Origin of the sequence: Neolewinella antarctica (assembly GCF_011927835.1) — a bacterium.
GTDB classification, from domain to species: Bacteria; Bacteroidota; Bacteroidia; order Chitinophagales; family Saprospiraceae; genus Neolewinella; species Neolewinella antarctica.
Genome location: NZ_JAATJH010000005.1, coordinates 173,924 through 197,317, shown reverse-complemented (window position 1 = coordinate 197,317; position 23,394 = coordinate 173,924). Strand labels below are relative to the sequence as shown.

Annotated in this window: 17 protein-coding genes; 10 read left to right on the top strand and 7 right to left on the bottom strand. The window is 55.5% G+C overall.

Translation table 11 applies throughout. From position 1 onward, the window contains the following. Nucleotides 1-36 precede the first annotated feature (36 nt). The 3 genes from ybeY to GGR27_RS14920 form a co-directional block, all read right to left on the bottom strand. Complete coding sequence (gene ybeY / locus GGR27_RS14930; RefSeq protein ID WP_245184685.1) at nucleotides 37-477, bottom strand: rRNA maturation RNase YbeY; 441 nt, start codon at nucleotides 475-477, stop codon at nucleotides 37-39. Between the two features lies 1 nt (nucleotide 478). Further along, nucleotides 479-901 (bottom strand): ATP-binding protein, encoded by a 423-nt coding sequence (locus GGR27_RS14925; RefSeq protein WP_245184684.1) that lies wholly within the window; start codon nucleotides 899-901, stop codon nucleotides 479-481. A gap of 214 nt (nucleotides 902-1,115) precedes the next feature. Then, nucleotides 1,116-4,490 carry a DUF4175 family protein gene (locus GGR27_RS14920; RefSeq protein ID WP_168038724.1) on the bottom strand — a complete coding sequence of 1,125 codons (3,375 nt, stop codon included), beginning with the start codon at nucleotides 4,488-4,490 and terminating at the stop codon, nucleotides 1,116-1,118. 302 nt (nucleotides 4,491-4,792) lie between these two features. Here GGR27_RS14920 and GGR27_RS14915 point away from each other — a divergent pair, with 302 nt between their 5' ends. Further along, nucleotides 4,793-5,170: a hypothetical protein gene (locus GGR27_RS14915; RefSeq protein ID WP_168038722.1), complete on the top strand. Its 378-nt coding sequence runs from the start codon at nucleotides 4,793-4,795 to the stop codon at nucleotides 5,168-5,170. Between the two features lie 88 nt (nucleotides 5,171-5,258). Here the strand turns inward: GGR27_RS14915 and GGR27_RS14910 are convergent, their stop codons facing one another. Continuing rightward, complete coding sequence (locus GGR27_RS14910) at nucleotides 5,259-6,374, bottom strand: COX15/CtaA family protein (protein WP_168038720.1); 1,116 nt, start codon at nucleotides 6,372-6,374, stop codon at nucleotides 5,259-5,261. 610 nt (nucleotides 6,375-6,984) lie between these two features. Further along, nucleotides 6,985-9,102, bottom strand: coding sequence for a ComEC/Rec2 family competence protein (locus tag GGR27_RS14900; protein ID WP_168038718.1), 2,118 nt, complete (start codon nucleotides 9,100-9,102; stop codon nucleotides 6,985-6,987). Nucleotides 9,103-9,165: 63 nt separating this feature from the next. Between GGR27_RS14900 and GGR27_RS14895 the strand changes: the two genes are divergently transcribed. Next, on the top strand, nucleotides 9,166-9,528 hold the full coding sequence (locus GGR27_RS14895) for a rhodanese-like domain-containing protein (protein WP_168038716.1): 363 nt from the start codon (nucleotides 9,166-9,168) through the stop codon (nucleotides 9,526-9,528). Beyond that, nucleotides 9,525-9,977: a rhodanese-like domain-containing protein gene (locus tag GGR27_RS14890; RefSeq protein WP_168038714.1), complete on the top strand. Its 453-nt coding sequence runs from the start codon at nucleotides 9,525-9,527 to the stop codon at nucleotides 9,975-9,977. Before GGR27_RS14895 ends, GGR27_RS14890 begins: the two co-directional genes overlap by 4 nt. A 34-nt stretch (nucleotides 9,978-10,011) precedes the next feature. On the opposite strand, the gene GGR27_RS14885 is transcribed toward GGR27_RS14890, so the two are convergent. Then, nucleotides 10,012-12,222 carry a DUF5916 domain-containing protein gene (locus GGR27_RS14885; protein WP_168038712.1) on the bottom strand — a complete coding sequence of 737 codons (2,211 nt, stop codon included), beginning with the start codon at nucleotides 12,220-12,222 and terminating at the stop codon, nucleotides 10,012-10,014. Between the two features lie 257 nt (nucleotides 12,223-12,479). Then, the gene (locus GGR27_RS14880) at nucleotides 12,480-13,307 is read right to left on the bottom strand and encodes an NAD-dependent epimerase/dehydratase family protein (RefSeq protein ID WP_168038710.1); all 828 of its coding nucleotides are present in this window, start codon (nucleotides 13,305-13,307) and stop codon (nucleotides 12,480-12,482) included. 874 nt (nucleotides 13,308-14,181) lie between these two features. Between GGR27_RS14880 and secA the strand changes: the two genes are divergently transcribed. The 7 genes from secA (at nucleotide 14,182) to GGR27_RS14845 (ending at nucleotide 23,096) form a co-directional block, all read left to right on the top strand. Next, nucleotides 14,182-17,523, top strand: a complete 3,342-nt coding sequence (gene secA, locus GGR27_RS14875; RefSeq protein WP_168038708.1) for a preprotein translocase subunit SecA — start codon at nucleotides 14,182-14,184, stop codon at nucleotides 17,521-17,523. Nucleotides 17,524-17,833: 310 nt separating this feature from the next. Continuing rightward, the gene (deoC, locus tag GGR27_RS14870; protein ID WP_168038706.1) at nucleotides 17,834-18,469 is read left to right on the top strand and encodes a deoxyribose-phosphate aldolase; all 636 of its coding nucleotides are present in this window, start codon (nucleotides 17,834-17,836) and stop codon (nucleotides 18,467-18,469) included. Nucleotides 18,470-18,480: 11 nt separating this feature from the next. Continuing rightward, nucleotides 18,481-18,882, top strand: coding sequence for an SPOR domain-containing protein (locus GGR27_RS14865; protein WP_168038704.1), 402 nt, complete (start codon nucleotides 18,481-18,483; stop codon nucleotides 18,880-18,882). 139 nt (nucleotides 18,883-19,021) lie between these two features. After that, nucleotides 19,022-20,443 (top strand): rod shape-determining protein RodA, encoded by a 1,422-nt coding sequence (gene rodA, locus GGR27_RS14860; RefSeq protein ID WP_168038702.1) that lies wholly within the window; start codon nucleotides 19,022-19,024, stop codon nucleotides 20,441-20,443. Between the two features lie 217 nt (nucleotides 20,444-20,660). Continuing rightward, nucleotides 20,661-21,224 carry an RNA polymerase sigma factor gene (locus tag GGR27_RS14855; protein WP_168038700.1) on the top strand — a complete coding sequence of 188 codons (564 nt, stop codon included), beginning with the start codon at nucleotides 20,661-20,663 and terminating at the stop codon, nucleotides 21,222-21,224. 11 nt (nucleotides 21,225-21,235) lie between these two features. Next, complete coding sequence (locus GGR27_RS14850) at nucleotides 21,236-21,940, top strand: hypothetical protein (protein ID WP_168038698.1); 705 nt, start codon at nucleotides 21,236-21,238, stop codon at nucleotides 21,938-21,940. Next, entirely contained in the window at nucleotides 21,930-23,096 is a 1,167-nt protein-coding gene (locus tag GGR27_RS14845) for a DUF4097 family beta strand repeat-containing protein (RefSeq protein ID WP_168038696.1), read from the top strand. Before GGR27_RS14850 ends, GGR27_RS14845 begins: the two co-directional genes overlap by 11 nt. Nucleotides 23,097-23,394: the final 298 nt, after the last annotated feature.

Genomic DNA, 23,394 nt, shown 5'->3' with positions numbered 1-23,394 from the left:
CACTACGGGGAGAAATATCAAAAAGGGTAAAGAGCGCTACTCAATCAGTTCCTCTGGTCGTAAAGCGAGCGCCCAGTCTTCCTGTCGCCGCATCTCCACCGCATCGTCAGCAGATTTATCACTCTGTCCACATAGGTGCAAAACTCCGTGGATGATTACCCGGTGGAGTTCTTCACTGAACGTGGTTTTTAGGTCCGTGGCGTTATCCGCAATTCGCTCGGTGGAGATGAACAGATCTCCGGAAACGATGGGAAATTGCTCGTAGGGAAAAGTAATGATGTCCGTTAGCGTGTCGTGCCCTAAATACTGCACGTTGAGCGCGTGCAAATAATCATCCCCACAAAAGATATAGTTGATGGGACCTACTTCACCGCCACGGGCTTCTATGATCTTAGTGACCCAAACTGCCAACCTTGTTTTGTGCTCAGGCGGCATCTCCCGCCCCCCTTCCGCCAGGTGAAACTCAATTAGTTCCAAATCAGGTACGGAATCTCATTTCCACCATTGTTCCCCCGTTCTTGTACTGGAGTTGGTCACAGAGTTGGTTCATCAGATAAACACCGCGCCCGCCGCATTCACAAATACGCTCGGGTGAGGTGGGATCGGGGAGGCTAGCGTAGTTGAAACCGGGGCCCTGATCGGAGACACGCACGGCGAGGTGACGGGGTGTCTTCGCGCACTGGATTTTCACGAATTTCGATCGGTCCTGTTTGTTGCCGTGAATAATGGCGTTGGTGACGGCCTCGGTGAGGCTGATGAGCAGGTTTATCCGCTTTTCCGGGCACAACTGGTACTCGTTAGCAATTCGCTCGGCGTAAGGTTCTATCTTACTAATGTTAGAAGGATCGGATACGATGGTAAGCATAAACAGTGAAACGTTGTCCTTTCTGGCTGCTGACAAGGGTAAAAAATTTAACTTGTTTGGAGAAGATGCAGAATTTACTAAGTCGGCCAGAGGGAGGGAGTCCTGAAACGAATTTTGGGTAATATAGTAATCGCTAGTTCAACGACCAAACATTACCCTTATGAGCTAAACAACGCAGAAAGGGGATGTGGTTCGCTGGTGCGTCAAATAAAATTTAGGGTTTAGACAACGCCAACCGCTCATAATCAGCTCATTCTCCCCGCAGACTGCGAAAGTATTCATTGACCAAGCCTTGAAAATAAGGGTTGAGCTCCGGCGTGACGCGCTTGAACATTTCAATCTCGGAACGTCGTTGTTTGAGGTACTCCTCCAGGCTAGGCGGCATCTCCCGGCGCTGCTGCTGGGCGGTTTCGGATTTTCGCTTCTCTTCTTGCTCCTGTTGCCGCTCCGCCTTTTCGTGGTCGAGCATTTTGGAGAGAATCTCCTGCTGCCGCGTCATCATATCCCGGGTGAGGCGCTTGTTGACGAGGTCTTCTTCCGCGGCGTTCATCTTATCGATCAGTTCCTGTAGTTGAGGATCGGTGCCCTCCCCACCCTCCTGGCGAGCTTTCTGTTTGGCTTCGAGTGCTTTACGCAGGGCGGCCTGGCGGGCGGCCATCTTTGCGAACTCTTCGGCGGAGCCACCTCTCGCCCCGTCCTTTCCGCCTTTTCCTTCAGCCCCTTCCTTTCCTTGCTCACCCTTCCCCATGCCTTCCATAGCATCGTTCAGGCTTTTCTGCCCTTCGGAGCCGGGGTTCGAACTCGGCTTACCGGGCTTATTTCCCTTTTTACCGCCCGGTGATTCACACTGCTGTTCCCCGGCCATCATACCGGCCATTTGCTGCTGGGCGTTCTGCATCGCTTCACTCATCATGAGGGCCAAGTCATTCAGCCCCGTCATGGCACGCTGTTGCACGTTGGCCGCCTGGGGAGTGCGCCGCTCCTCCAACTCCGTAATCGTATTTTTGAGATCGAGTTTGATGTCGAATACTTTTTCGGTGATGAAAGTGGCGATTTGCTCGTTCCGCTTGGCGAGCGCATTGAGGGAATCCCGCACCAACTCAAAGTCGTTGTTGATTTGAAACTGGTCCTGGACGAGTTCCACGTAACGGGGCGTGTTGACGGTGGTTTGGCCGAGGTTGTTCATCGTCTCTTCCTGGTCGAAACTCAGGTCGACAATATTTTCCAGTAACTGGCGCATGGCTTTTATGTCTTCCTGCGCACTTTCCTGGGCCATCGCTTCCATGGACTCCCCCATCTTCTTGGCCATTTCTTTCATCTTCTCACCGGCCTTTTTTTGCTTCTGAGCGGCGGCTTTATTCTCCTGCTTTTTCATGTCCTCCTTAGCGCCCTCCATGTCCTCTTTGACTTCTTCCTGGGCCTCTTTTTCCAGATCGAGGTCCATGGGCTGCTCAAGTTCTTCGTTCTTTTCCTCGGTTTTCTCCATTTTCTCCTGGAGCTTTTCAAATTCTTCCTGAATCTTTTCTTGCTCCTCCTGAAGCGTCTCCTGGGGTTTTTCCTCCTTTGCGGTTTCCTCAGCGAGTTCCTCCTGCTTTTCGGCGAGTTCTTCCAGTTTTTCGATGGTCTCCTGCATCTCTTTCTCTACTTCGAGCTCCTTAAAGAGCTCCAGCATCCGGTCGAGCTTAGCTTCCGATTTTTCGTCGGCCATCTCCATCTCTTCTAATTTCTCGAGTGCTTCGTCTTTGTTGAGCTCCTCCATGAGTTCCTGGATTTGCTTCATCAATTCTTCCATCTCCTCGTTAGCGGATTCACTCAGCATCTCCTGGAGTTTTTCCTCTTTCTCCAAGATTTGTTCGTCCTTAGATTGCTCGTTTTTCTGGTTTTCTTCGAACGCTTTTTGTGCTTCCTGCATTTGTTGCTGGATGTCCTGCTGCCGCTTCTGCAGTTTCTCCAACTCTTTTTTGATCTTCCAGTCCAGTTCCTCTTCCTGCAACATGCGCTCGCGTAATTCCTTGGTGTCTTCCTTTAGCTCTTTCGTGGCTTCGAGTGCCTTCTTCAGTTCGTCCTTGACCTTGCTGTCATTGGCCTCGGCGATCTCCTCCATTTCTTCATTGGAGGGGTTGCGAAACGTCATGACGCCAGTGCGGGCACTCTTGTAATTATTGATGGCGTCGTTGTCAAACGTCTCGAAGTAGTAGGCTAACTCGTCACCCGGCTTTAGTTGTAGGTCATTAGTAAGGTCCCAAACGTGATCGTAGCGAGCTGTTTTCCCGGCGGGGCCGCTGATGGGTACGCGCTGCTCGGTCCCCGTAGCCCCGGTTTCGCCATCCGTGATGCGGTAAACGAAGCGAATACTCGTCAGGCCGTAGTCGTCGGAGGCTTCACCGGCGAAGAAGAGCAGTTTTTCGTCCGTGCTGTCCCGAAAAGTCTCCACGGAGATTTGGGGGTGCAGATCGGGAATGACTGACAAATTATAACTGACAGAATCAGCCAGCGGCAACCGGTCGTTCCCCACGTAAAGGGTATAGCGATCGTTACGCAGGGCGCGGAGATCAAAACTATAGAGGTCACTGCCGTCGCGGCGCAGATCGGTTAAGTCTTCGGAGCTGGCAAAGCGCAGGTCGATTTTGTCCGTGTTCTCCGTATCGAACGACCACTGTATTTGGGTTCCCGCCGGCACGGTCAAATCACCGATGTTGGCAACCTGTTCGTCCTGGCGGCCTAAGTAGGCGGGGTAGTCGAGGTCGACGGTAAACGAAGCGATGTTTGGTTTTGGTAGGATGGCAAGCTTGTAGTCCTTGCTCTGTTCGTCGGCGGCTGAAAACTTAAATTTCGTGTCTTCCTGGACGTTACTGAAGTTGTAGGTGAACGTATTGGCGTTCTTTTCCTGCATCCGGTAGCGGTAGCCATCCACCTCGATGTAAGCATCCGCCGGCAGGACGTCTCCTTCAACTTTGACGGTGATTGGGTAATCCCCGTACTGAATTACTTCCAGCTCCTTAGCCCCGTCGAGTACGAAACGAAAGGGGGCCGGCCGTTCGAACGTGTCCCCGTTGCGAATCAACCGCGTGGTGGAATCTTTGATTAAGCTGGGGGCGGCGAACAGGATAACAAACAGCAGCAGTAGCGGCGGCAGCGCAAATTTCAGGTACTTCCGGTTCTGACTCAGGTCGATGGCCGAACGAAATGGAACCGGGCTAATCTCGGCGGACTTCTGATCGATGGACGCCAGTAGCAACGCAGAGTCCGGCGTTTCACCCGCCTGCCGGCGTAGTTGGAGTACGTTGAGCAACTTGTCCTTCACGTCCGTAAAGTGCTGGCCGATGATGTTAGCGGCCTGGTCGTGGCTAATCACCGAGCCGAGGCGAAAATAACGGCTCAGGGGCAGCAACACCCAGGCACCAAGGGCAAATAAACTCAGCCCCAGAAAACCGTAGAACATCGCCTTCCGCGTCCCACTACCGAAGTAGAACTGGGACTCCAGTAAGCTGACCAACAGAAAAAGTACCAGGACCAGGCCAGTCGTGTACAACAGCCCCCGGATCACACTATTGACGTAGTATTTACGGGTGAACTGGTCAAGCTTTTGAATGAGCTGGTCGTAATGATTGGAGACGGAAGACATAGGTATAAAGCTTCTGAGGTGCACACGGGGGGGGTAAAACACCGGCGGAGACGGACAAATCCGTGGTCCGTAATATCCGGGAGGTCAACAAGATACAGTAAAGTGATCGAGCCCCCGCGGGTTGCGAATAAACGGTCGGGCGGGCGTTAAAATTGGTCGTTGCTCCTTCCTTAGTCACCTTCCTTGCACCTGCCCCGATAGCTAGCGGGGCGCCAACCATTCCTGCATTCCATCGGGGAGGCTACGGCAAACATGTACGGTACCTAATTACGTTCCACGCACGAGACCCAACGAACCAGCCCATGATCCTTTTACTGCACACCCTCATCGAAGGCGTCATCGCCCTGCTTTTTATGTTTTACCCCCAGGCGGGTGACCTCGTTCCCGGCTTCGGCACCAGCGAGGGCGCGAGCTTTGAACTGCTGATGCGGATGTACGGCTGGGCGGCCGCGCTCCTAGCGGCTTTGTCCCTGATCGCTTACTACAGCCGCGCCAACCGCCCCATTTTTCTGACGATCACGGGGTTGCTCTCCGTCTTCCACATCGGCATGGCCATCATTCAGGGTTTGCACAACCCCGACGCGCGGGCAATGCTCCTGCATTTCCTACTCGCCATCTTCATGGGGGGGCAGTACGTCAACGTAAGGCGCCAGGCTTGGTCGGAGAAAAGCGTGGGGTAAATGCTGGTTTTACTCCTGAATCTGGTGACGAAAAGAGACCAGGAAGTACATTTTTCAACCACGCAAATTTTTCACGCCCTTTCTCCACCTAGTTATCAACAGTCTTCAAAGTCCTCCCTGGGGAGTGCACGTAGTTCACGTAAAGCACCGCTCCCACCAGGGCAATTGCCGTGAACTGATGGGCCACTCCGAGCCCCACTGGGACCTGCCCAATGCTACTCACCACCGTAGCCACTCCTAAAATTACCTGAGTTATCAACAGGGTTACCAACAGTAGGGAAGGCTTCCGTAAAACTCGGTTTAGGGGGTCCTTAAATACCATAAATACGTAAGCTAACGTAATGACCGTCAGGGTGTAAGCCGTCATTCGGTGTAAGAACTGAATGAGGGCGGGTTGAAAGAGACTTTGCTCGTAGTACACCATGTTATCCACAGTCCAGCTCGCAGAATCCAGTAAGACCGGTGGAATAAAATGTCCGTTTAAACTTGGCCACGTGGGGTAAGGTAGCGCCGCGCGGGCGCCGGACATGATGCCTCCCAGAATTAACTGCAAACCAAGCACGATATTGAGCGGCCAAATCCACTTATCCACCGCGGAATGTGGAAAAGTCCGCAACTTTGGGTTGGTTACTTTAAAAGTTGTCCACAATAAGTAGGAAAAGAGCGTAATGCCCAAACTCAGGTGCATCGTCAGCTTGTACGCATTCACCCAGGGGCGATCGTGCAGGCCGCTGGCCACCATGATCCACCCGAAGCTAGCCGTGATGGCCGCCAGGAGCACCACGACGCCCAGGCGCTTCATCAGCGGCGGATCGAGCCATCCTTTGCGCCAGAAGATCACGAAGCCCACCGCGAAGATCAGGCCCATCATCCGCGCCCACTGGCGGTGGAACCACTCCCAGAAGTAAATGAACTTAAATTCCGACAGCGAAATGCCCGCCATGATCTTTTCGTACTGGGGGGAGGCTTTGTACTTATCGAACTCCACGTTCCAGTCCGCCTCGTTCAGGGGCGGGATCGAGCCACTGACCACCTCCCACTCCGTGATCGACAGGCCGGACTCAGTTAGGCGGGTAATACCGCCGATGACAACTTGTCCGATTACGAGCAGCACCCCCGCGATCAACCACCACCGCACCGCGGCGGGGTATCCGGACCGCTTTTCCGCCACCAAACCCGTCTGCATTTTTCCGCTTTCGCCCATTCCTTAATAGTTATTAATATTCTTATTCAAATCAAAAACCTTTATTGTTATTAGGGCTGTGGAAACGGGGAGAACTCGGGGCAATTACCCTTGGTTTTCCCGTATTCCTCATTTGCCCCCCGGTTTTGCACACGCTCTCAACAGTGGAAAGCTAGCATTGATGCGGTTCCGCAAAATTATCCACATTCACCGGGTGAATTGTCAACGGAATAACTTTTTCCGTTTCGGCTGGGGAGATTTGACGGTTGGGTGTCAGTTGACTGTGCAGAAATTCCGGGCGGGTGTGTGGAAATGTGGATAACTAGACATTTTGCGCGGACGCAGGTGCAGGGCTGTTGATAACTGCCTAGTTTTCCACAGTTATGCACATTCGTGCCGGGAAAACGCACTCCGCTAACTAACTCGCTCGCAACGGGCTAACGTATTTGATAAATATAGCATGTGAATAACTTTCCTACGTAATTGCCCCGTTACGGAAGTAAAGTGAGGTACTCGGTCGGAACGGCGTCCGTCAGCCAGACACCGTTTTCTGGTTGGTAAAAGACCAGTCCGTCGGCCACCATGGCAGCCGTCGCTACTCGTAGCAGCACCAGTTTACCGCAAAGTGTAACTACTCAAACCAAACGTAAGCCCCCCGCACACCGGTGATCCAGACCGCTAAGCCCCGCTGTTCGGCGAAGGCTTGCCAGTCGTCATTTAGGTAAGCGGGGTTCGAGCCGTCCACGATGATTTGAAGTTCGACGGGTAAATCGTCGGTGGGGAAATCTTTGGGTCGGAAACCATTCCGCACGAGCAGGTGATTTGTCCCGGGAGACATTGCTGGTCCGGAAGTCGTACGCTCCTTGTCCAGGACTACCCAGTTGAGTTTACCGAACTGGAAAGTAGCACTCGTGTCGATGGCCGTTAACGCCACGGAATCGTACCCCAGCATTTTACGATTCGGTGCGACGTTGAAGTTCAGATCCAACGGATCTACTTCGTCCCCCACCGCTACGGAAGCGGACGCCGTACGGTAATCAACTAAACTCTTGCCGCGCAGATGGTAGACCGTCAACGTTGCCGCTCGCCCATCTCCCGGCACCCGCGACCGCGCATAGAAACCGGCCCCCACGAAGAGCAGCACGGACAGCATCCACGCCATCCAACGCCGGTAATGCACCGCGGCGGCGAGTGCAACCAAACCCAGCGCGACCAGCAGCGACGACAGCAGCGGGAAGCTTCGCAACTCGTAAACTCCGCCGGGCAAACGGCTGAAAAAGTAGATGAACGCATTTTGCGTCTCCACTACCCGGCCCAGCAACCACCCGGTCACTTCAGTCGCCCACGAGAAGCCCGCAATTGCGTACAGCACTCCGTGCAATACCCCAACGCACATCGCCAAATAAGCAAAAATGACCACCGCCGAACCGCTCAGTACGAAGTAAAGCGGGAAGCTCCGAAACACGTAAAGACCGACCGGTAGCGTACCCAACTGCGCACCAACCGAAGCGGCTACGCCAGATTTGATCGTTTTTACGACCCGCCCCCGACCCGGCAGCCACCGTTGCAGCGGCCCGGCGAACCAAACGATGCCGACCAGGGCCATGAACGACAGCTGAAAACCGACCTGCATAATCTGGTCCGGCTCCCACCAGAGCATGATCAGCGCCGCCGCCGCTAAAGTGTTGATCAAGTAAGAATCCCGCAGAACGATACGCCCGCTCGCCACGACCGTAAACATGATCGCCGCCCGCTGCACGGAAGGGCTCAGGCCACTCACGAACGCAAAGAGCCAAATGGCGGCAATGGTGATCAGGGTCTCGACGATGCGCCCGTAGCGGTTTGTCCGCAACGGCGTGAACTTGAACAACAGTTGGACGATCAAAAAAATGATACCAACGTGCAGGCCCGAAACCGCCAGCACGTGCATTGCCCCGGTATCCGAATAAGCCGAACGAATGTCGGTGGTAAGCAGATCTTTTTGACCAATGATCAGGGCGGCGGCCACGGCTAATTCGTCGCCCGTAAGGTAGTGCTGGAAACTTTTGAACCACGCCCGACGCACCTTTTCTGCCCGGGCGGCAACGCCCCACCCCGCCACGCGGATGTGGCGCCAGTCGCCCGCGTCCCGCAAATAAATACGGTGGTAAATTCCTTGCGTCGCCCAGTACGCCTTGCCATCAAAACTGCCGGGATTTAGCGGCCCGCGCAGGGTGTCGAGCCTGCCCCTAAAGACCACCCGGTCACCGGCGCGCACGGACGCCGACTTGATGTCCGGCGGTAAATACAGAAGTAGTCTACCCTTTACGGGTAGATTCGTTGAGTCCTTATATAGGTATACCACGTCGACTTCCGCCCGCAGGCTATTCTCCCCCGGGCGGATGCGCTTTATTCGTCCACCAACGAAAGTCCCTTCTTCGTACTGACTGGCGAAGAACCGGGCGTCTTTGACTACGTACGTTTCCCCGGCCCGCCAGAACCCACCCAGAAAAACCGCGACCAGTAACAAAATGGTGCCGGGAACTTTCAGCCAGAAATACCGACCGCGCAGGGCGTGGGTGACGAACACCAGCGAAAGGCAAATCGTCGCGGCCACTAAACTGGTATTTCCGACGGGACGATCCAAATAATTGGATACACCGACCCCCGCTAAAAGCGCCAGCAGGGGAAAAAGCAGGGGAAATTTTCCCCAAGCGATCGGCCCCGAATGATATGCTTGCTGCTCCACCACGTAAGCAAAGAAAGGCAATCACCGGCATATTCATCCCTTTGCTTGGCCAACGCGTTACCTTTGGGTTCCAAACCGCCCCTCATGCCCAAACCGCCCGTAGGCCCCCCGGCCTGTCCCATTCCCCGCTGGCAATTGCTCAAACGGGAGCTCGTTAACGTCAGCCCGCAGGAGTTTGACCGCCTGCGCGAAAGTGCCCCGGCGGGGACGCTCATCGACGTCCGCGCACCAACGGAGTACGCTGCTTACCACCTCGACGGCGCGGTCAACCTCAACTACCTCGGCCCTGATTTTTTGGAGGAAATGGACGAACTGGACGCCACCGCTCAGTATCTCGTTTACTGCCGTAGTGGCCGCCGGTCCGTCCGCGCCTGCACGCTCATGCGTAACGCCGGCTTCACGAACCTCATTCACCTCGACGGTGGCATCAACGCTTACGAAATATGATTTTACGCTGTCTGTTCATCGTTCTTGCTTCCTTTAATTTTACCGCGTGTAGTAGCGAAGTGGGCGTTGGCGCGGACGCCCCGACTAAGTACGGGACTAACTATCGCGTCGCGGGTGCGGAGGAAATAACGCAAGAAGCCGGGCGGTTGGGCACTTACGTAGACCTCTCCCCCAGCGAATTCGCCGTAAAAATGAATGACCATAATGTGGTCTTGATCGACGTCCGGACGCCCGGGGAAGTAGCTCAGGGCAAGATCGAAGGTGCACTGGAACTAGACTACCGTGCCGCTAACATCGAAGCAGTAATCGCTCAACTAGACCCCGACAAAACCTACTTAGTTTACTGCGCAGTTGGTGGCCGCAGCGCGAAGGTCGCCGATCTGCTGATCGCCAATGGTGCGGCTGAAGTGTATAATCTAGCGGGTGGTTACGGTGCTTGGCCCAAGTAAATTCGGTAAGCTCTACGCCACCGAATACGTGATGTTACAGATTCAACCAGTAGGTGACCTTAGCTACTAAAGAGCGGTTTTTAACCGCCAGGTCGAAACTGTCGTAGTTGTCCGTGTACACCAGAAAGAAGTCAGATACGGGTGCGTACCGCCACTGCAGGCGAGCGTTCACGTTGACGTTTTTAATCTGCTCGTTGTACTGGACGAACGTCGTGAGGAAGATGGACTTGCTGAAGGTCAGGTCGATTCTTGGGCCGATCAGGAGAATGGAGGTGCTCGCGTACGGGCCCGGCAAGTCGATCTGCTGATAATTAAAGCGCAGATCGATCGCTCCGAGGGGTTGGTAGCGATAAACAAGTCCACCACCGATGCCGTAGCGATAGCCATTAAAAAACTGGCCGCCGGTAACCTCCAATTCTGAGCTGAAGCGTTTGCGCCGGTCGCTCCGGTAAAAAACACTGGCGGCGGTAAAGCCGTAACCCTGGTTACCGGGCAGGGGCGTTGCGTCGGACCGGGAGGGGTCGAAATCGTCGAACAGGTAGATGTACTGGTATTCTAATTCCGCGCCCAGTCGTTGGGTATTGACGTAGCTCCAGTCGTAACTCAGTTCCGCTGACCGGTCCGTCAGACCGTCGCCGGGTTGGAAGAAGGTCCGCAAGTCCAGCGACGGCCCCTTTTCCACGACGTTAGAATTAGCCGGGTAGTCGATTCGCCGCCCCCGGATGCCGCTGGTAAAAAAGCCTTTGCGCGGCACGAAGCCGACCTCGGCGTTGTAGTCTTCCCCCACGTAAGAGTGATCGTACTCTACGTTCCAGTTACGCACGTTGTACTCCAGGTTGAGCCCGTGGACGTAATCGTCTCCGTCCGCCCCGTCGGAAAAACTACGGTGGACGAACGTTTTGCCCGTCCAGAGATTACTGGGTGTCGTTAGATTATAGTCGAAACCAACGACCCGGTTGAAGTTGGCGTTGGTTTCGGTGGTGTCGGAGAAGTTACCGAAGTTTTGCTTGTTGACGAAGATGGCCCCGACGTTGGAGCGATCGCCGACCACCCGTTGCACGGCCGCTACGGTGTAGTTGTAGCTGGGTAGGCCCTGGTCGAAATTATCTTGCGCCTGCATGCTCAACAGGCCAACGCGGTAGTCGTCCGTAGCCTTTCCGCTGAGGCGGGCACCGAAGTAGATGGGGTTTTGCAGTGCTTCGCCGGTCGTCGTATCCCGCGTCACGCCGATCCGGCGACTGAAAAAAGGATTGGTCCGCGAAAAACCGAAGCTGCCGAACAGGTCGGCGTTCTCCAGGAAAAACTGCCGCCGCTCGGGGAAGAAGATTTCGAAGCGCGTCGTGTTGATGACCTGCTCGTCGACCTCCACCTGGCTGAAGTCTGGATTGACGGTCAGGTCCAGATTGAGCCCGGAGCCGATACCGATCTTGGCGTCGCCACCCACACCACCGTTGTATTTGGTGGGCGTTCCCTCCCGGTAGTTGCGGTCCAGACTACCCCCCACGTAAGGGATGACGGTAAAGTTGGTGCCCTGCGCGGCCGGTGCGCCGCCTTCGAAATCCAGCGTGCCCGTGTAGGCCAGGCTGGTGATGTTTTGGTTCTGGGGAATGCGGTGCCAGGTGGAGCGCGTGTTGGACTGGGTATCGAACCGGTAGGAATTGAAGTACCACTGATCATCGCCGTCCGGAAAGCGGAGGCTACCGAAGGGGATAATGAGTTCCATGGAGTAATAACCTTCGCCGATGTGGGCTTCGCCGCGCCACTTATTATCCCATTCTTCGCGAAAGTCACCGCCGTTTTCGCCACCGTTGTAAATCAGTGCTTCCCGGGTGACGCCGTAGGGGTTCATTCCGAATACAATGGCATTGGTCTTGTCCTTGAAGGGGTTGAAAATCAGGGTAAGGTTGTCGTTGCCGCCGGCCCGGTAGTCGCGGCGGAGGCTGGGCACGACGTAGTCATTGCCCGCGGAGTAGCACTTGGCGGCTACGTAGAGGTTGTCGTCGTCGAAGCCGAAGTAAATTTCTGTTTGGTTCTTGACGCGGATGGTATCGGTGGGGAAGGTTTCCCAAAAGTCGGTAGCCGGTTTGCTCCGGAACCAGGCGGTTTCGTCGAGCTTCCCGTCGAGCGTAATTTTTTCCGTAAAGCGGACGGCCGTGGCACCGGGGGGCAGGTTGGCAGTTGCGGCGTTAAACTGCCCACTGAGCCAAAGGGGCACTAGGCAACAGACGAAAAGTAAGTATTTCAAAAAAGGTTGGTTGAGCAACGGCAAAGATACCCGGGGCGGCACGGGTGAGGCGCATGAATTGCACATAAATAAAAAAGCTACTCACCCGAGTGGGATGAGTAGCTTTAAAGTTATGTTCAAGTAAAAGTTTGTGTTTGCGAATGGCTAACAAAAGTTATCGGACAGTAGTGGCATTCGTTAAAAATCCAAAAGTTTCAAAGTTGTTGTTCAAGTATTTCTCTTATAGTTTCTTAGACTCGGCGCGGCGCGCTGGGTCACTAATTTTGCAAAAATATTATTAACTCATCGTGCTCTGGTTGCCAGCCGGCGGTCCGTAATTGGGTACTGTCTATTTTTTTTCCAGTAGTACCACCGGCGATCTCCGCTCCCATCGTCAAACCCAGTGCACCGGCGGCAGCGCCATAAAATATTCCTTTTGGCGGGTGAGCGGCCGCACATACGTTATAAACTCCTTTAAATGCCGTCGTCGCTAAAGCTAATCGCAGGGCGGCCACCGCGTCTGACTGATGTACGAGGTTGACGGGCGCATCGGATTGGTTGAGGGGGAAATTTTTTCCGCCGAAGAAATTACCCGGGTGACGGCCGGGACCCACCAGGCCAGCAAAACGAAGCACCGTAAGCCGATCGGCGTAGGGGAAAAAAAAGGTTTCCGCCGCCACCACCGCTCGGGTAGAATGCGTATTCGGCGCGACGGGCGTGGATTCGTCCACCGCCCCCTCGGCGTCGCCGTAAACACCCGTGGTACCGCAAAAAATCAGGCGTAAATCGGGCGACGCGTCCAGGAAGGGAAGTAGGGGCCGCAGTTTACCCAAGTAGTCTTCCGTGGCCGCCGCCTTCAATTTACGGCCACCGGGCGGCAGGGTAACTACCAGATGCGTCAAACCGGTGAAAAAGCTTTCCGGTAAGATCTGCGGGAGGTCAACCAAAAAGGTGTCCGCGCCCGCTCTTTCCAGTTCGGCTAATTTACCCGGCTGGCGCGAGCTGGCGTGTACGGCAACGCCATCGGCCAGCAAGCTTTCTGCCAGGGCGAAACCCAGCCAACCCACCCCCAGAATACCGACTTTTTTCTCCAATTTGTCTTCCATATTGCCCCAAAGCTACGGCGTGATTGAACTATTCAGGAACTGTTATCAATAAGATTACATAAGCGCACATAAAGGAAAATAATAAGCAAAATAGTTTTGTATTATACAGAAAGACCGTATCTTTGAAGGACTGAATTACTAGTTACAAGACCTATGTTTTTGAGTGAGTTTAGCGCGGAGGGATTAGGCAATAATCCCTCCGCTTTCACCCCGCGCCACGGGGGCATTTTGCTCGAACAAACGAATCGCTACCCAGCTACGTTCTAATTTTAGCTTACACCGGGATACCAAATAAGTAAGCTTATAGTCCGCTCCGGCGGGCTTCCCCGGTGCAACATTTTTTTTGCAACCGTTTAGGGAGACCCCACCGCGCTAACTGCGTTCGTGGGGTTTTCTATTTTCGGTCGGTACGAGCTGTGTAAGTAGCGGTGACTTTTTTTACTTAGTTGCTGACCTCACGCAGTGCCTTTTTTCCTTTACCACAAAGGGCACGGAGAACACAAAGAAGAGGCACCCATTGTGGCCTCTGTGTGCTGTGTGGTCAAACCTTTTGCGCAGGATCAGTTAGTTGGAGCCTTTTGGATGGTCTTTCTGGTTAGTGACTGGGCAAAAAAACTCAGTTACTAAAATCGCGCATTGGGTGCTACACAACCTGATTGACTGTCAGGCCGTTTTCGTTTTCCCGTGACAACTTGTCGCGTATATTCCGGTGGCGTGTTTTGTGCGCTTTTGCCGGTGGCCCCGGCGTATCTTCGCGGCCTTATTATTATTAAGAAGTCTTTTTCTTGCTTTCCAGCGTCTACATTATAGTGGCCGGTTGGCGCCCCGGTAGCTATCGGGGCGGGTGCAAGGAAAAGGGGTAAATAGCAAAGTTATGGCTGGAGCGCTCGGCAAGTTTTTTAAGAAAGTATTCGGATCCAAACAAGATCGTGACGTCGCAACCTACCAACCGGTCGTTGAGCAAATCAACGAGGTCCACGCTACCCTCCTCACTTTATCCAACGACGAGTTGCGCGCCCGCACGCCCATGTTCCGCAAGCAGATTGGGGACTACCTGAGCGAAATCGACGGGGAGATCGACCGCATAAACGGCCTGGCCGTCACGGAAGAAAACTTCCAGCGCAAGGACGCCATGTACAAAAAGGTGGATGAGCTCAGTAAGAACCGCGACGAGGAACTCGAAGTGATCCTGAAAGAAATCCTGCCGGCAGCTTTCGCCACCGTTAAGGAAGCCGCCCGCCGCCTCACCGAACAGGGGGAACTGCGCGTCACCGCCACCCAGGCCGACCGCGACCTGGCCGCCAACGAAAAAAAGGACCACATCACCATCGAAGGCGATACGGCCGTGTACAGCAACAAATGGACGGCCGCCGGTGGCGAGATTGAATGGAAAATGGTCCACTACGACGTCCAGCTCATTGGTGGCATTGCCCTCCACGAGGGTAAGATCGCCGAGATGCAGACCGGTGAGGGCAAAACCCTCGTCGCTACCCTACCGGCTTACCTCAACGGACTCAGCGGTGGTGGCGTCAGCGTCATCACCGTCAACGATTACCTAGCCCGGCGGGATGCCGAGTGGATTGGCCCGCTGATGGAATTTCTCCAGCTCAGCATCAGTTGCATCGACTACTTCCGCCCACACAGCCCCGAACGCCGCGCCGCTTACGAATGCGACATTACTTACGGTACGAACAACGAATTCGGCTTCGATTACCTGCGCGACAACATGGTCCGCAACATTACGGACAAAGTCCAGGGCAAGCACCACTACGCCATGATCGATGAGGTCGACTCCGTCTTGATCGATGACGCCCGGACGCCGCTCATCATCTCCGGGCCCGTCACCGGCAGCACGGACGACCGCGACTACGAAGAACTCAAGCCACACATCGAAAAACTCGTCGCGGAACAGCAGAAGCTGGCCAACAAATACTTACTAGAAGCCAAGAAACTGGCCAAAGAAGGTTACCTCGGCGTAGAAGAAGGCGAAGCCGGTTTCCCCCTCCTACGCGCTTACCGCGCCATGCCAAAGAGCCGCGCCCTGATCAAATTTCTCTCCGAAGACGGCATCCGTACCCTCTACCAAAAAACGGAAAACGCCTTCATGGCCGAGAAGAATAAGCGGATGCCGGAGATCGACGCCGAAATCCTGTTCAGCATCGACGAGAAGAACCGCCAGGTGGACCTTACCGCCAAGGGCATCGAGTACCTGAGCCGCTACAACCAGGACCCGGAATTCTTCATCATGCCCAACCTGGCCACCGATATGGCCGACGTAGACAACGAGCCGGGCGTATCCGACGAGGAAAAAGCGCTCCGCAAGAATAAGATCGCCCAGGATTTCAGCGTCAAATCCAAGCGCCTGCACGCCATCCGCCAACTCCTCAAGGCCTACACGCTTTTCGAGAACAATACCGAATACGTCGTCATGGATGGCCAGGTAAAGATCGTCGACGAGCAAACCGGCCGGATGATGGACGGCCGCCGTTACAGCGATGGCCTTCACCAGGCGCTAGAATCGAAGGAGAACGTCAAAATTGGCGAAATCACCCAGACTTACGCTACGGTTACGCTCCAGAACTTCTTCCGGATGTACCACAAGCTCGCCGGCATGACCGGTACGGCCGAAACGGAAGCCGGAGAATTCTGGGACATCTACAAACTCGACGTCGTCGTCATCCCCACCAACCGCCCCATCCAGCGGGCCGACCGGAACGACCTGATTTACAAGACGGAGCGGGAAAAATTCAACGCCGTCGTGAACGACGTACAGGAACTGACCGAAGCCGGGCGCCCGGTGCTGGTCGGTACGACGTCCGTCGAGATTAGTGAAAAACTGAGTCGCTACCTACGCGGCCGTGGTGTGAACCACAACGTCCTGAACGCCAAGCAGCACCAGCGGGAAGCCGACATTGTTGCCGAAGCCGGGTACGCCGGTAACGTGACGATTGCGACCAACATGGCCGGCCGGGGTACGGACATCAAAATTACCGATGAGGTGAAACAGGCCGGTGGTCTGGCCATCATCGGTACGGAGCGCCACGATTCGCGCCGCGTCGACCGCCAGCTGCGCGGCCGGGCCGGTCGCCAGGGAGACCCGGGGTCCAGCCAATTCTACGTATCGCTCGAAGATCGGCTGATGCGCTACTTCCAGTCCGACCGGATCGCCAAGTGGATGGACCGGGCCGGGCACAAGGAAGGGGACGTTATCCAGGCGGGCATCGTTACGAAGTCGATCGAGAACGCCCAGAAGAAAGTCGAAGAGAATGCCTTCGGAACGCGGAAGCGCCTGCTGGAGTACGATGACGTAATGAACATCCAGCGGGAGGCCATCTACCGGAAACGGGATAATGCGCTGAGTGGTAAGCGCCTGGAGCTCGACCTCAACGGTATGTTTGAGGGGCTGCTGGACAACATCGTGTACGTCAACAAGCAGGCGGGTGACTACGACGCTTTCCGGTTTGAAGTACTGCGCGTGCTTGGTTTCGAGACGAAGATCGAAGGAGCTGACTTCCGGGAAACCAAGGACGTTAACGCTCTGGCCGATCGCCTGCTCGAGGAGTTCCGCAGTTTCTACCACGGTAAGATGTTGCTGCTCGTGGATCGGGTGATGCCGCACATTCGCCAAGTGGAATCTGACCAGCCGGGTCGTTACAAGCGGATCGTCATTCCGTTTACGGACGGTAGCACGCACCCGCTTTCCATCACGGCGGATATTGATAAGGCCATCGAGTCTAACGGGCGAAGCATTATTTCCGACATCGAGCAGACGGTCACGCTGGCCATCATCGATGATAACTGGAAAGAGCACTTGCGGTCGATGGACGAACTAAAGTCGTCCACCAACCTGGCGTCCTTCGAGCAGAAAGACCCACTCGTGATCTACAAGATCGAGGCGTACAAGCTGTTCGAAGTACTGATTCACCAGATCAACGAGGCCACCACGGCTTACCTGGCGAAAGGCGACCTCGTCCTGCAGCGCCCGGAAGACGTTCGGGAAGCGCGTGCGCCGCAGCGTCAGGCCCTGGCTGAGCGCGAGACACAAACGAACCGCCACGAGGAAAATACCGACAACGCCCGGAAGGCAGCTGAATCCGCCGGGCAGGCACAGCGGCAGAAGGTAGAGACGTTTCAGCGGGACGGCCAAAAAGTGAAGCGTAACGACCCCTGCCCCTGTGGCTCCGGTAAGAAGTTCAAACAGTGCCACGGTAAGTAACTGCGTGGCTCGGTTATAATGATTAAGTAGCTGGCTCCTGACCGTCCGAACGCGTGGTTGGGAGCCATTTTACGTTTGCCCGGCCCCACAGATTAATCCCCCCTTTCTGACTTACCTAACTACATTCCAACCTATCTTGTGGCCCGGCCCGGTGGCGGCATTCCCAGTTCTTGTCACCGCGTCTTTCCGAGCTCACGCTTTGTTTCTCTACAAACCTTTGTTTAGTCTGGTTATGGCTGGCTTTTACCGGTAGTCTCCAGCGCTGAATCTTACGGCTACACCACTACTGGGTGCATTAGACCAAGAATAATTGAAAGACCTGATTGACCATACCTATTTAGCGGCGGACTGCACCGGCGATGACGTAGACCGCGTGTGCCGGGAAGCGATCGAGCACGGTTTTTATGCCGTCTGCATACCCCCCTATTTCGTTACCCGCGCGCATAAATTATTGAACGACACGGCCGTCGTGCTGGCTACCGTTATCTCCTTCCCCTACGGTTATCAGGAAACGGCCGTCAAGGTGCAGGAAATCCGCCGGGCCATGGACGAGGGAGCCGATGAATTAGACATCGTTGTCAACATCTCCGCGGTGAAGTCCGGTGACTGGGCTTACGTGCGGTCCGACCTGGAATCCGTAACGACGACGGCCCGTCTGAAGGGCAAAGTCTGTAAGATCATCGTCGAGGCGGGCACCCTCAGCGAAACGGAGTTGCAACAAATTTGCGGCATTTGTAATGACGTCAAGCCAACCTACGTTAAAACATCCACCGGCACGCGGGAGGGGGCTTCCGTGGCGCAGGTTCAGTATTTGCGGGCGAACCTCCACGCCGATATTAAGATTAAGGCTAGTGGCGGCATCCGCGACAAAGCCTTCGCCAACGCGCTGGTGGAAGCCGGTGCCGACCGCCTCGGGACTTCCTCCGGCATCGCCCTGGTGGACTAAAATGACTTACCATGCTACGTAGCTTACTTTTCCTTGCTTTTACGGTTCTCCTCGGCACCGGCGTCCGCGCCCAAACCAGCGTTACCGTCGACGTGGACCCGAAGGTGGAAGACCTAACCGAATTATTCGTGCGCACCAACGAAGCCAACACCAAGGTGTCGGGCTGGCGCGTGCAAATCCTCGCGACGACCGACCGGGCGCGCCTGGAGACGGTCGAAACGGACTTTAAAGTTAACTACCCGAACATCCCCGTGGACTGGGTCCACACGAAGCCCTACTACAAATTGCGGGCCGGTGCTTTCCTGACCAAGCAGGAGGCCGAGCGGCTGAAGTTTACGCTGAACCGCCAGTTCGAAGGCGTTTACTTGGTGAAGGCGGACGTCAATAAATCGGAGTTGCTGAGGATGTACTAGCGGGGCGGGATGAAATAGATTATGAAGAATAGCGAGGGAAAGATCTCCTCACCACGGTAAACGCCCGACCGGGAATAGGTGACCAGTTTCCAAGCGGAGGTGGTCACTTTTCAATTTACGAAGTAATGATCCAGCGGGTATGATCTCGAACATTAGTAACCGTCACGTGGTGGACCCGGTCACGGTAGTAATCTACTTTTTCCTCGTCCTGACCGGCATCAGCACGCTGTACGCGGTTGGCCGGCCGCCGGAGGGGTACGCGGCGGGTGACGTGGCGTCGCTGCTCAATTCCTTCGCCGGCAAGCAGTTCATCTGGTTGGTTATCTCGTTGGGGGCCTGGTTTCTGGTGGACCTGTTCATCGACCGCCAGACCTGGGTGGTGGGGGCGTACCCGATCTACATCGGGACGGTGGTGTTGCTCGTGCTCGTGCTGCTGATCGGTAAGGAGATTAACAACGCGCGGTCGTGGTTCAGTGTGGCCGGCTTTACGTTTCAGCCGAGTGAGCTGGCAAAATTCGGGGCGTGCCTGGCGATGGCGGCCTTCCTGAGCCAGTACACGGGTAAGATGGAAAAGGTGAGGAACATCCTGACGGGGACGATGATCTGGGTGATCCCGGCGATCTTCATCGTCCTCCAGCCCGACCCGGGCTCGGCCCTGGTGTTCGCCAGTTTTCTGTTGGTGATGTACCGGGAGGGGCTGCCGGGGATTTTACTCCTGTTCGGGTTCTTCACGGCGGCAATGTTTCTGTTGGGGATTGTGCAGGACCCGAAAGTGCTGGCGGGCGCGCTGCTGGTGCTGCTCTCGTTGGCGATGAGTTTTTCGGTCCCGCAAAAATCGCGGTGGTGGGTGTTGGGGACGTTGGGCGTGAGCGCTCTGGCAATCTGGAGCCACCTGCAACTTGACTTGGGGTGGCCAATACTGGGTGTTTTAACGCTGAATTTCCTGGTGCTGGCCGGTTATTTACTGGTGCGGCAACGGACGCAGGTGGCGGTGACGAGTTTGGTGACGCTGGTCTGGGGCGGGGCGCTGGCGACATTGGCCAATTTCTTTTTCAACAACGTTCTCATGCCACACCAGCAGGATCGGATCAACGCTTGGTTGCGGCCCGACGGGATGGATGAGCGGGGCGCGCTGTACAACATCATCCAGTCGAAACTGGCGATCGCCGGCGGCGGCTTCTCCGGGCGGGGGATGTTCGAGGGCATCATGACGAAGTACGATTACGTGCCCGAACAGGAAACGGATTTCATCTTTTCCGCCATCGGCGAAGGGCAGGGGTTCGTGGGGTCGTTTTCGATCATCCTGGGCTTCTTGTTTCTGCTCTGGCGGCTGAGCGTGATCGCCGAGCGGCAGACGCGAACGTTCGCGCGGGCGTTTACCTACGGCGTGGCGGGCATCATCACCCTCCACGTGCTGGTCAACATCGGGATGACGATGGGGCTGATGCCGGTGATCGGGATTCCGCTGCCGTTCATCTCGAAGGGCGGTAGTTCCTTGCTGAGTTTTACGCTGATGATTGCGGTGGTGCTTAAGTTTGACCGGATGCGGGGGGTGGTGTAGAGAGAGGGTCTATGGTCTGTGGTCTGTGGTCGTCACTCTAGACCTTAGACCACAGACCCTAGACCACAGACTATTTTGTCGCGGTCGCGGGTGCAAGGTTTATATGCAAATAGCAGTAACGGGACCGTTCCCGTGCAACCCCGGTGACCGTGCGTCGTCTTTCCCCCCAAACAAGCACACCAACCACACTTTGGGACTCCTTCTACACAAATCACTTATGCCAACCGCCGCCGACTACCGCGATACGCACCGCGAACTAGTGCTGGGCTGCCAGCAAAAAGACCGTAAGTGTCAACGCGAGCTCTACGGGCACTACGCCAAACCGATGTATAATATTTGCCTGCGCATGCTGAAGCATTCCCACGATGCGGAGGACGTCATGCAGGTGGCGTTCGTCGATATTTTTCGCAAGATCGATACGTTTAACTTCGACGCCTCGATTAGTGCCTGGATCAAGCGCATCATCGTCAACCGTTGCATCGATCACCTTAAGAAGCGCCGGCTCCTCACCACGGACTACGACGCGCGCCAACACGACATTGCTTCCGAAGAACCCGACCCGGCACCCGCGTTCAGCGCCCAAAACATGACGGTGGACCGCGTGCGCAAGGGCATGATGCAACTAAGCGAAGGCTACCGCGTCGTACTGAGCCTCTACATTTTTGAGGGCTACGACCACGAAGAGATCAGCCACATCCTCGGCATCAGCGTCGGGACGAGCAAATCACAGTTCAGCCGCGCCAAAAAACGGCTCGCGCAGATTTTAAATAACAAACAATAATCCTCCTACCCATGGCCAACGATAAGCTAGAGGATTTCCTCCTCAACAACCGAGAAAAATTCGACGACGCCTCGCCCCCCGATAACCTCTGGGGCCGCATCGAAGGCGCCATTGCCCCCGAAGACGACGAACCGGACGCGTTTGACACCTTCGTGGCTACCAACCGCGATGCCTTCGACGACGCCACCCCCCCGCCCCGGCTGGAGGGGCAAATATTCGCCCAGCTCCGGGGCGCCCGCGCCGGTGCCTCCACCGCACCACCCCTCCGGGTCAGTCACAGCCGCAAGCGATTGTTGCCGATGATGGGCGTGGCCGCCTCCGCACTGGTCCTGATCGTGGCGGCTTTCCTCCTCGGCAACAGCCAGGGTTACCGGACGGCCGAGCATGACCTCGTCGCCACCGAACTGCAACGCATCAGCCCAGACTACCTCGAAACGGAGCAGTTCTACCAGCGCGAGATCGAAGCCCAGTTCACGAAAGTAAAGCAAGTCAACAACGACCCCCAACTCGTTGCCGACCTTAAAGAAATAGATTTGGCCACCGCCGAGATTCGTGCTTCCTTATTGGATGTCCCGGAAAGTCAGCGCGCCGAATTAGTCGAAGAAATGATCCGGATCTACCGGACGAAGCTCGACATCCTATTGCGCGTACAGCGCCAGTTCCCCTCCGGCAGCAAAAAAGCCGCCGCCAACCAAGCAAACGAACATGAATTATAAAATCACCCTTCTGCTCCCCCTGCTGCTGATCTTCGGCCAGGGCGCGGGGCTGCGCGCCGACCCACTCACCCCACCCGCGCCGGACCAGGATTACGAACGCAAATTCTCCGAGTCCTTCGACGTGAACGGCCGCGGCTCCGTCCGCCTGGAAAATCGCTACGGCGAGATCAACGTGGAAACCTGGGACCGCGACCGCGTACAGATCGACGTCGTCATCAAAGTCGAGGCCACGAGCCTGGAAAAAGCCAACAAGACGTTCGACCGGATCACCATCAACTTTGCCGGCAGTAGCAACCGCGCGACGGCCACCACGACCATCGGCAACGCCGAAAGCGGTGGTTTCTGGAATAAGCTTTTCGGGGATGATATTGTCATCAACTTTGGCAGCAGTAATAACTCCAGCGACTTCAAGGTCCACTACAACGTCAAAATGCCCGCCGCGGCAACCCTGGAAACCGTCGCCAAGTACTGCGACGTCCGCCTGCCCAACCTGAGTGGTAACAACACGACGGAGGTCGCTTACGGCGACGTGGTGTGCGGTAAATTATCCGGCAGTAATACCGTCCAGGTATCCTACGGCTCCGTCCGCGCTGATGAATTGGGTAAGACGAGTAGCCTGCGCCTCCGCTACGGCAAGTCCACGATTCGCAAGGCCGACGTGCTGAGCTACGATGGCCGGTACAGTGAAAGCATGATCGGCACGGCGAACGTCATCAAAATCGACGCCGGCTACGAAGAAATAGAAATCGAGAAGGCAACGGAAGTGACCCTGCGCGGTAACTATAACGATATCGACATCCGTGAAGTCGACGTAGTCGATTTCGACGGTAGTTACACGGACTATTCCTTCCGCCGCATCAATAAATCCATCATGGGAAACAGTGGTTACGGTGACATCGATATCGATGAACTCGGTAGTAATTTCAGTAAAATCGACATTACGACGCGCTACGCCGACGTCACGATCGGCATGCCCGCCGGGCGGGGTTACGACCTCGACCTCAGTACGCGCTACGGCGACATCTCGGCGAACGGAAAAGGTTCGCTGAACCGCACGAGTGAAGGCTCTTCAGCGTCGGTAAAAGGCAAAGTAAACGGTACCGGGGCCGGAACGATTCGGGTAGTTACCGCTTACGGGGACGTGGTGTTGCGGTAAATACTCAAGTTATTTTTGGAAAAGAATTCAAGCGTTCCTTCCATCCTAATTCAATTGGGATGGGGAGGAGCGCTTTTTTTACGCGGTCCCCCCGATAGCTATCCGGGGGTGCAAGGGGTATTTGGGGGAGTGGGAAGTAGCGATTGGAAAGATAGTTCTTTCGAAATTGCGTGATGCCGCAAGCCTAAAGTAGGTGCGAAACCAATGCAGGAAGGGTGGAACGGGTGGCGTTTGCGATTAAGTTCAAAATAAAAGAACGACCGGCAATCTATCGGCAAAATATTTATGCGTTAATTTG

Bases quoted from the DNA above. Each gene is read 5' to 3' on its own strand.
- GGR27_RS14920 (WP_168038724.1), bottom strand. From the start codon at position 4,490: ATGTCTTCCGTCTCCAATCATTACGACCAGCTCATTCAAAAGCTTGAC.
- GGR27_RS14915 (WP_168038722.1), top strand. From the start codon at position 4,793: ATGATCCTTTTACTGCACACCCTCATCGAAGGCGTCATCGCCCTGCTT.
- GGR27_RS14910 (WP_168038720.1), bottom strand. From the start codon at position 6,374: ATGGGCGAAAGCGGAAAAATGCAGACGGGTTTGGTGGCGGAAAAGCGG.
- GGR27_RS14895 (WP_168038716.1), top strand. From the start codon at position 9,166: ATGCCCAAACCGCCCGTAGGCCCCCCGGCCTGTCCCATTCCCCGCTGG.
- GGR27_RS14890 (WP_168038714.1), top strand. From the start codon at position 9,525: ATGATTTTACGCTGTCTGTTCATCGTTCTTGCTTCCTTTAATTTTACC.
- GGR27_RS14880 (WP_168038710.1), bottom strand. From the start codon at position 13,307: ATGGAAGACAAATTGGAGAAAAAAGTCGGTATTCTGGGGGTGGGTTGG.
- secA (WP_168038708.1), top strand. From the start codon at position 14,182: ATGGCTGGAGCGCTCGGCAAGTTTTTTAAGAAAGTATTCGGATCCAAA.
- GGR27_RS14865 (WP_168038704.1), top strand. From the start codon at position 18,481: ATGCTACGTAGCTTACTTTTCCTTGCTTTTACGGTTCTCCTCGGCACC.
- rodA (WP_168038702.1), top strand. From the start codon at position 19,022: ATGATCTCGAACATTAGTAACCGTCACGTGGTGGACCCGGTCACGGTA.
- GGR27_RS14855 (WP_168038700.1), top strand. From the start codon at position 20,661: ATGCCAACCGCCGCCGACTACCGCGATACGCACCGCGAACTAGTGCTG.
- GGR27_RS14850 (WP_168038698.1), top strand. From the start codon at position 21,236: ATGGCCAACGATAAGCTAGAGGATTTCCTCCTCAACAACCGAGAAAAA.
- GGR27_RS14845 (WP_168038696.1), top strand. From the start codon at position 21,930: ATGAATTATAAAATCACCCTTCTGCTCCCCCTGCTGCTGATCTTCGGC.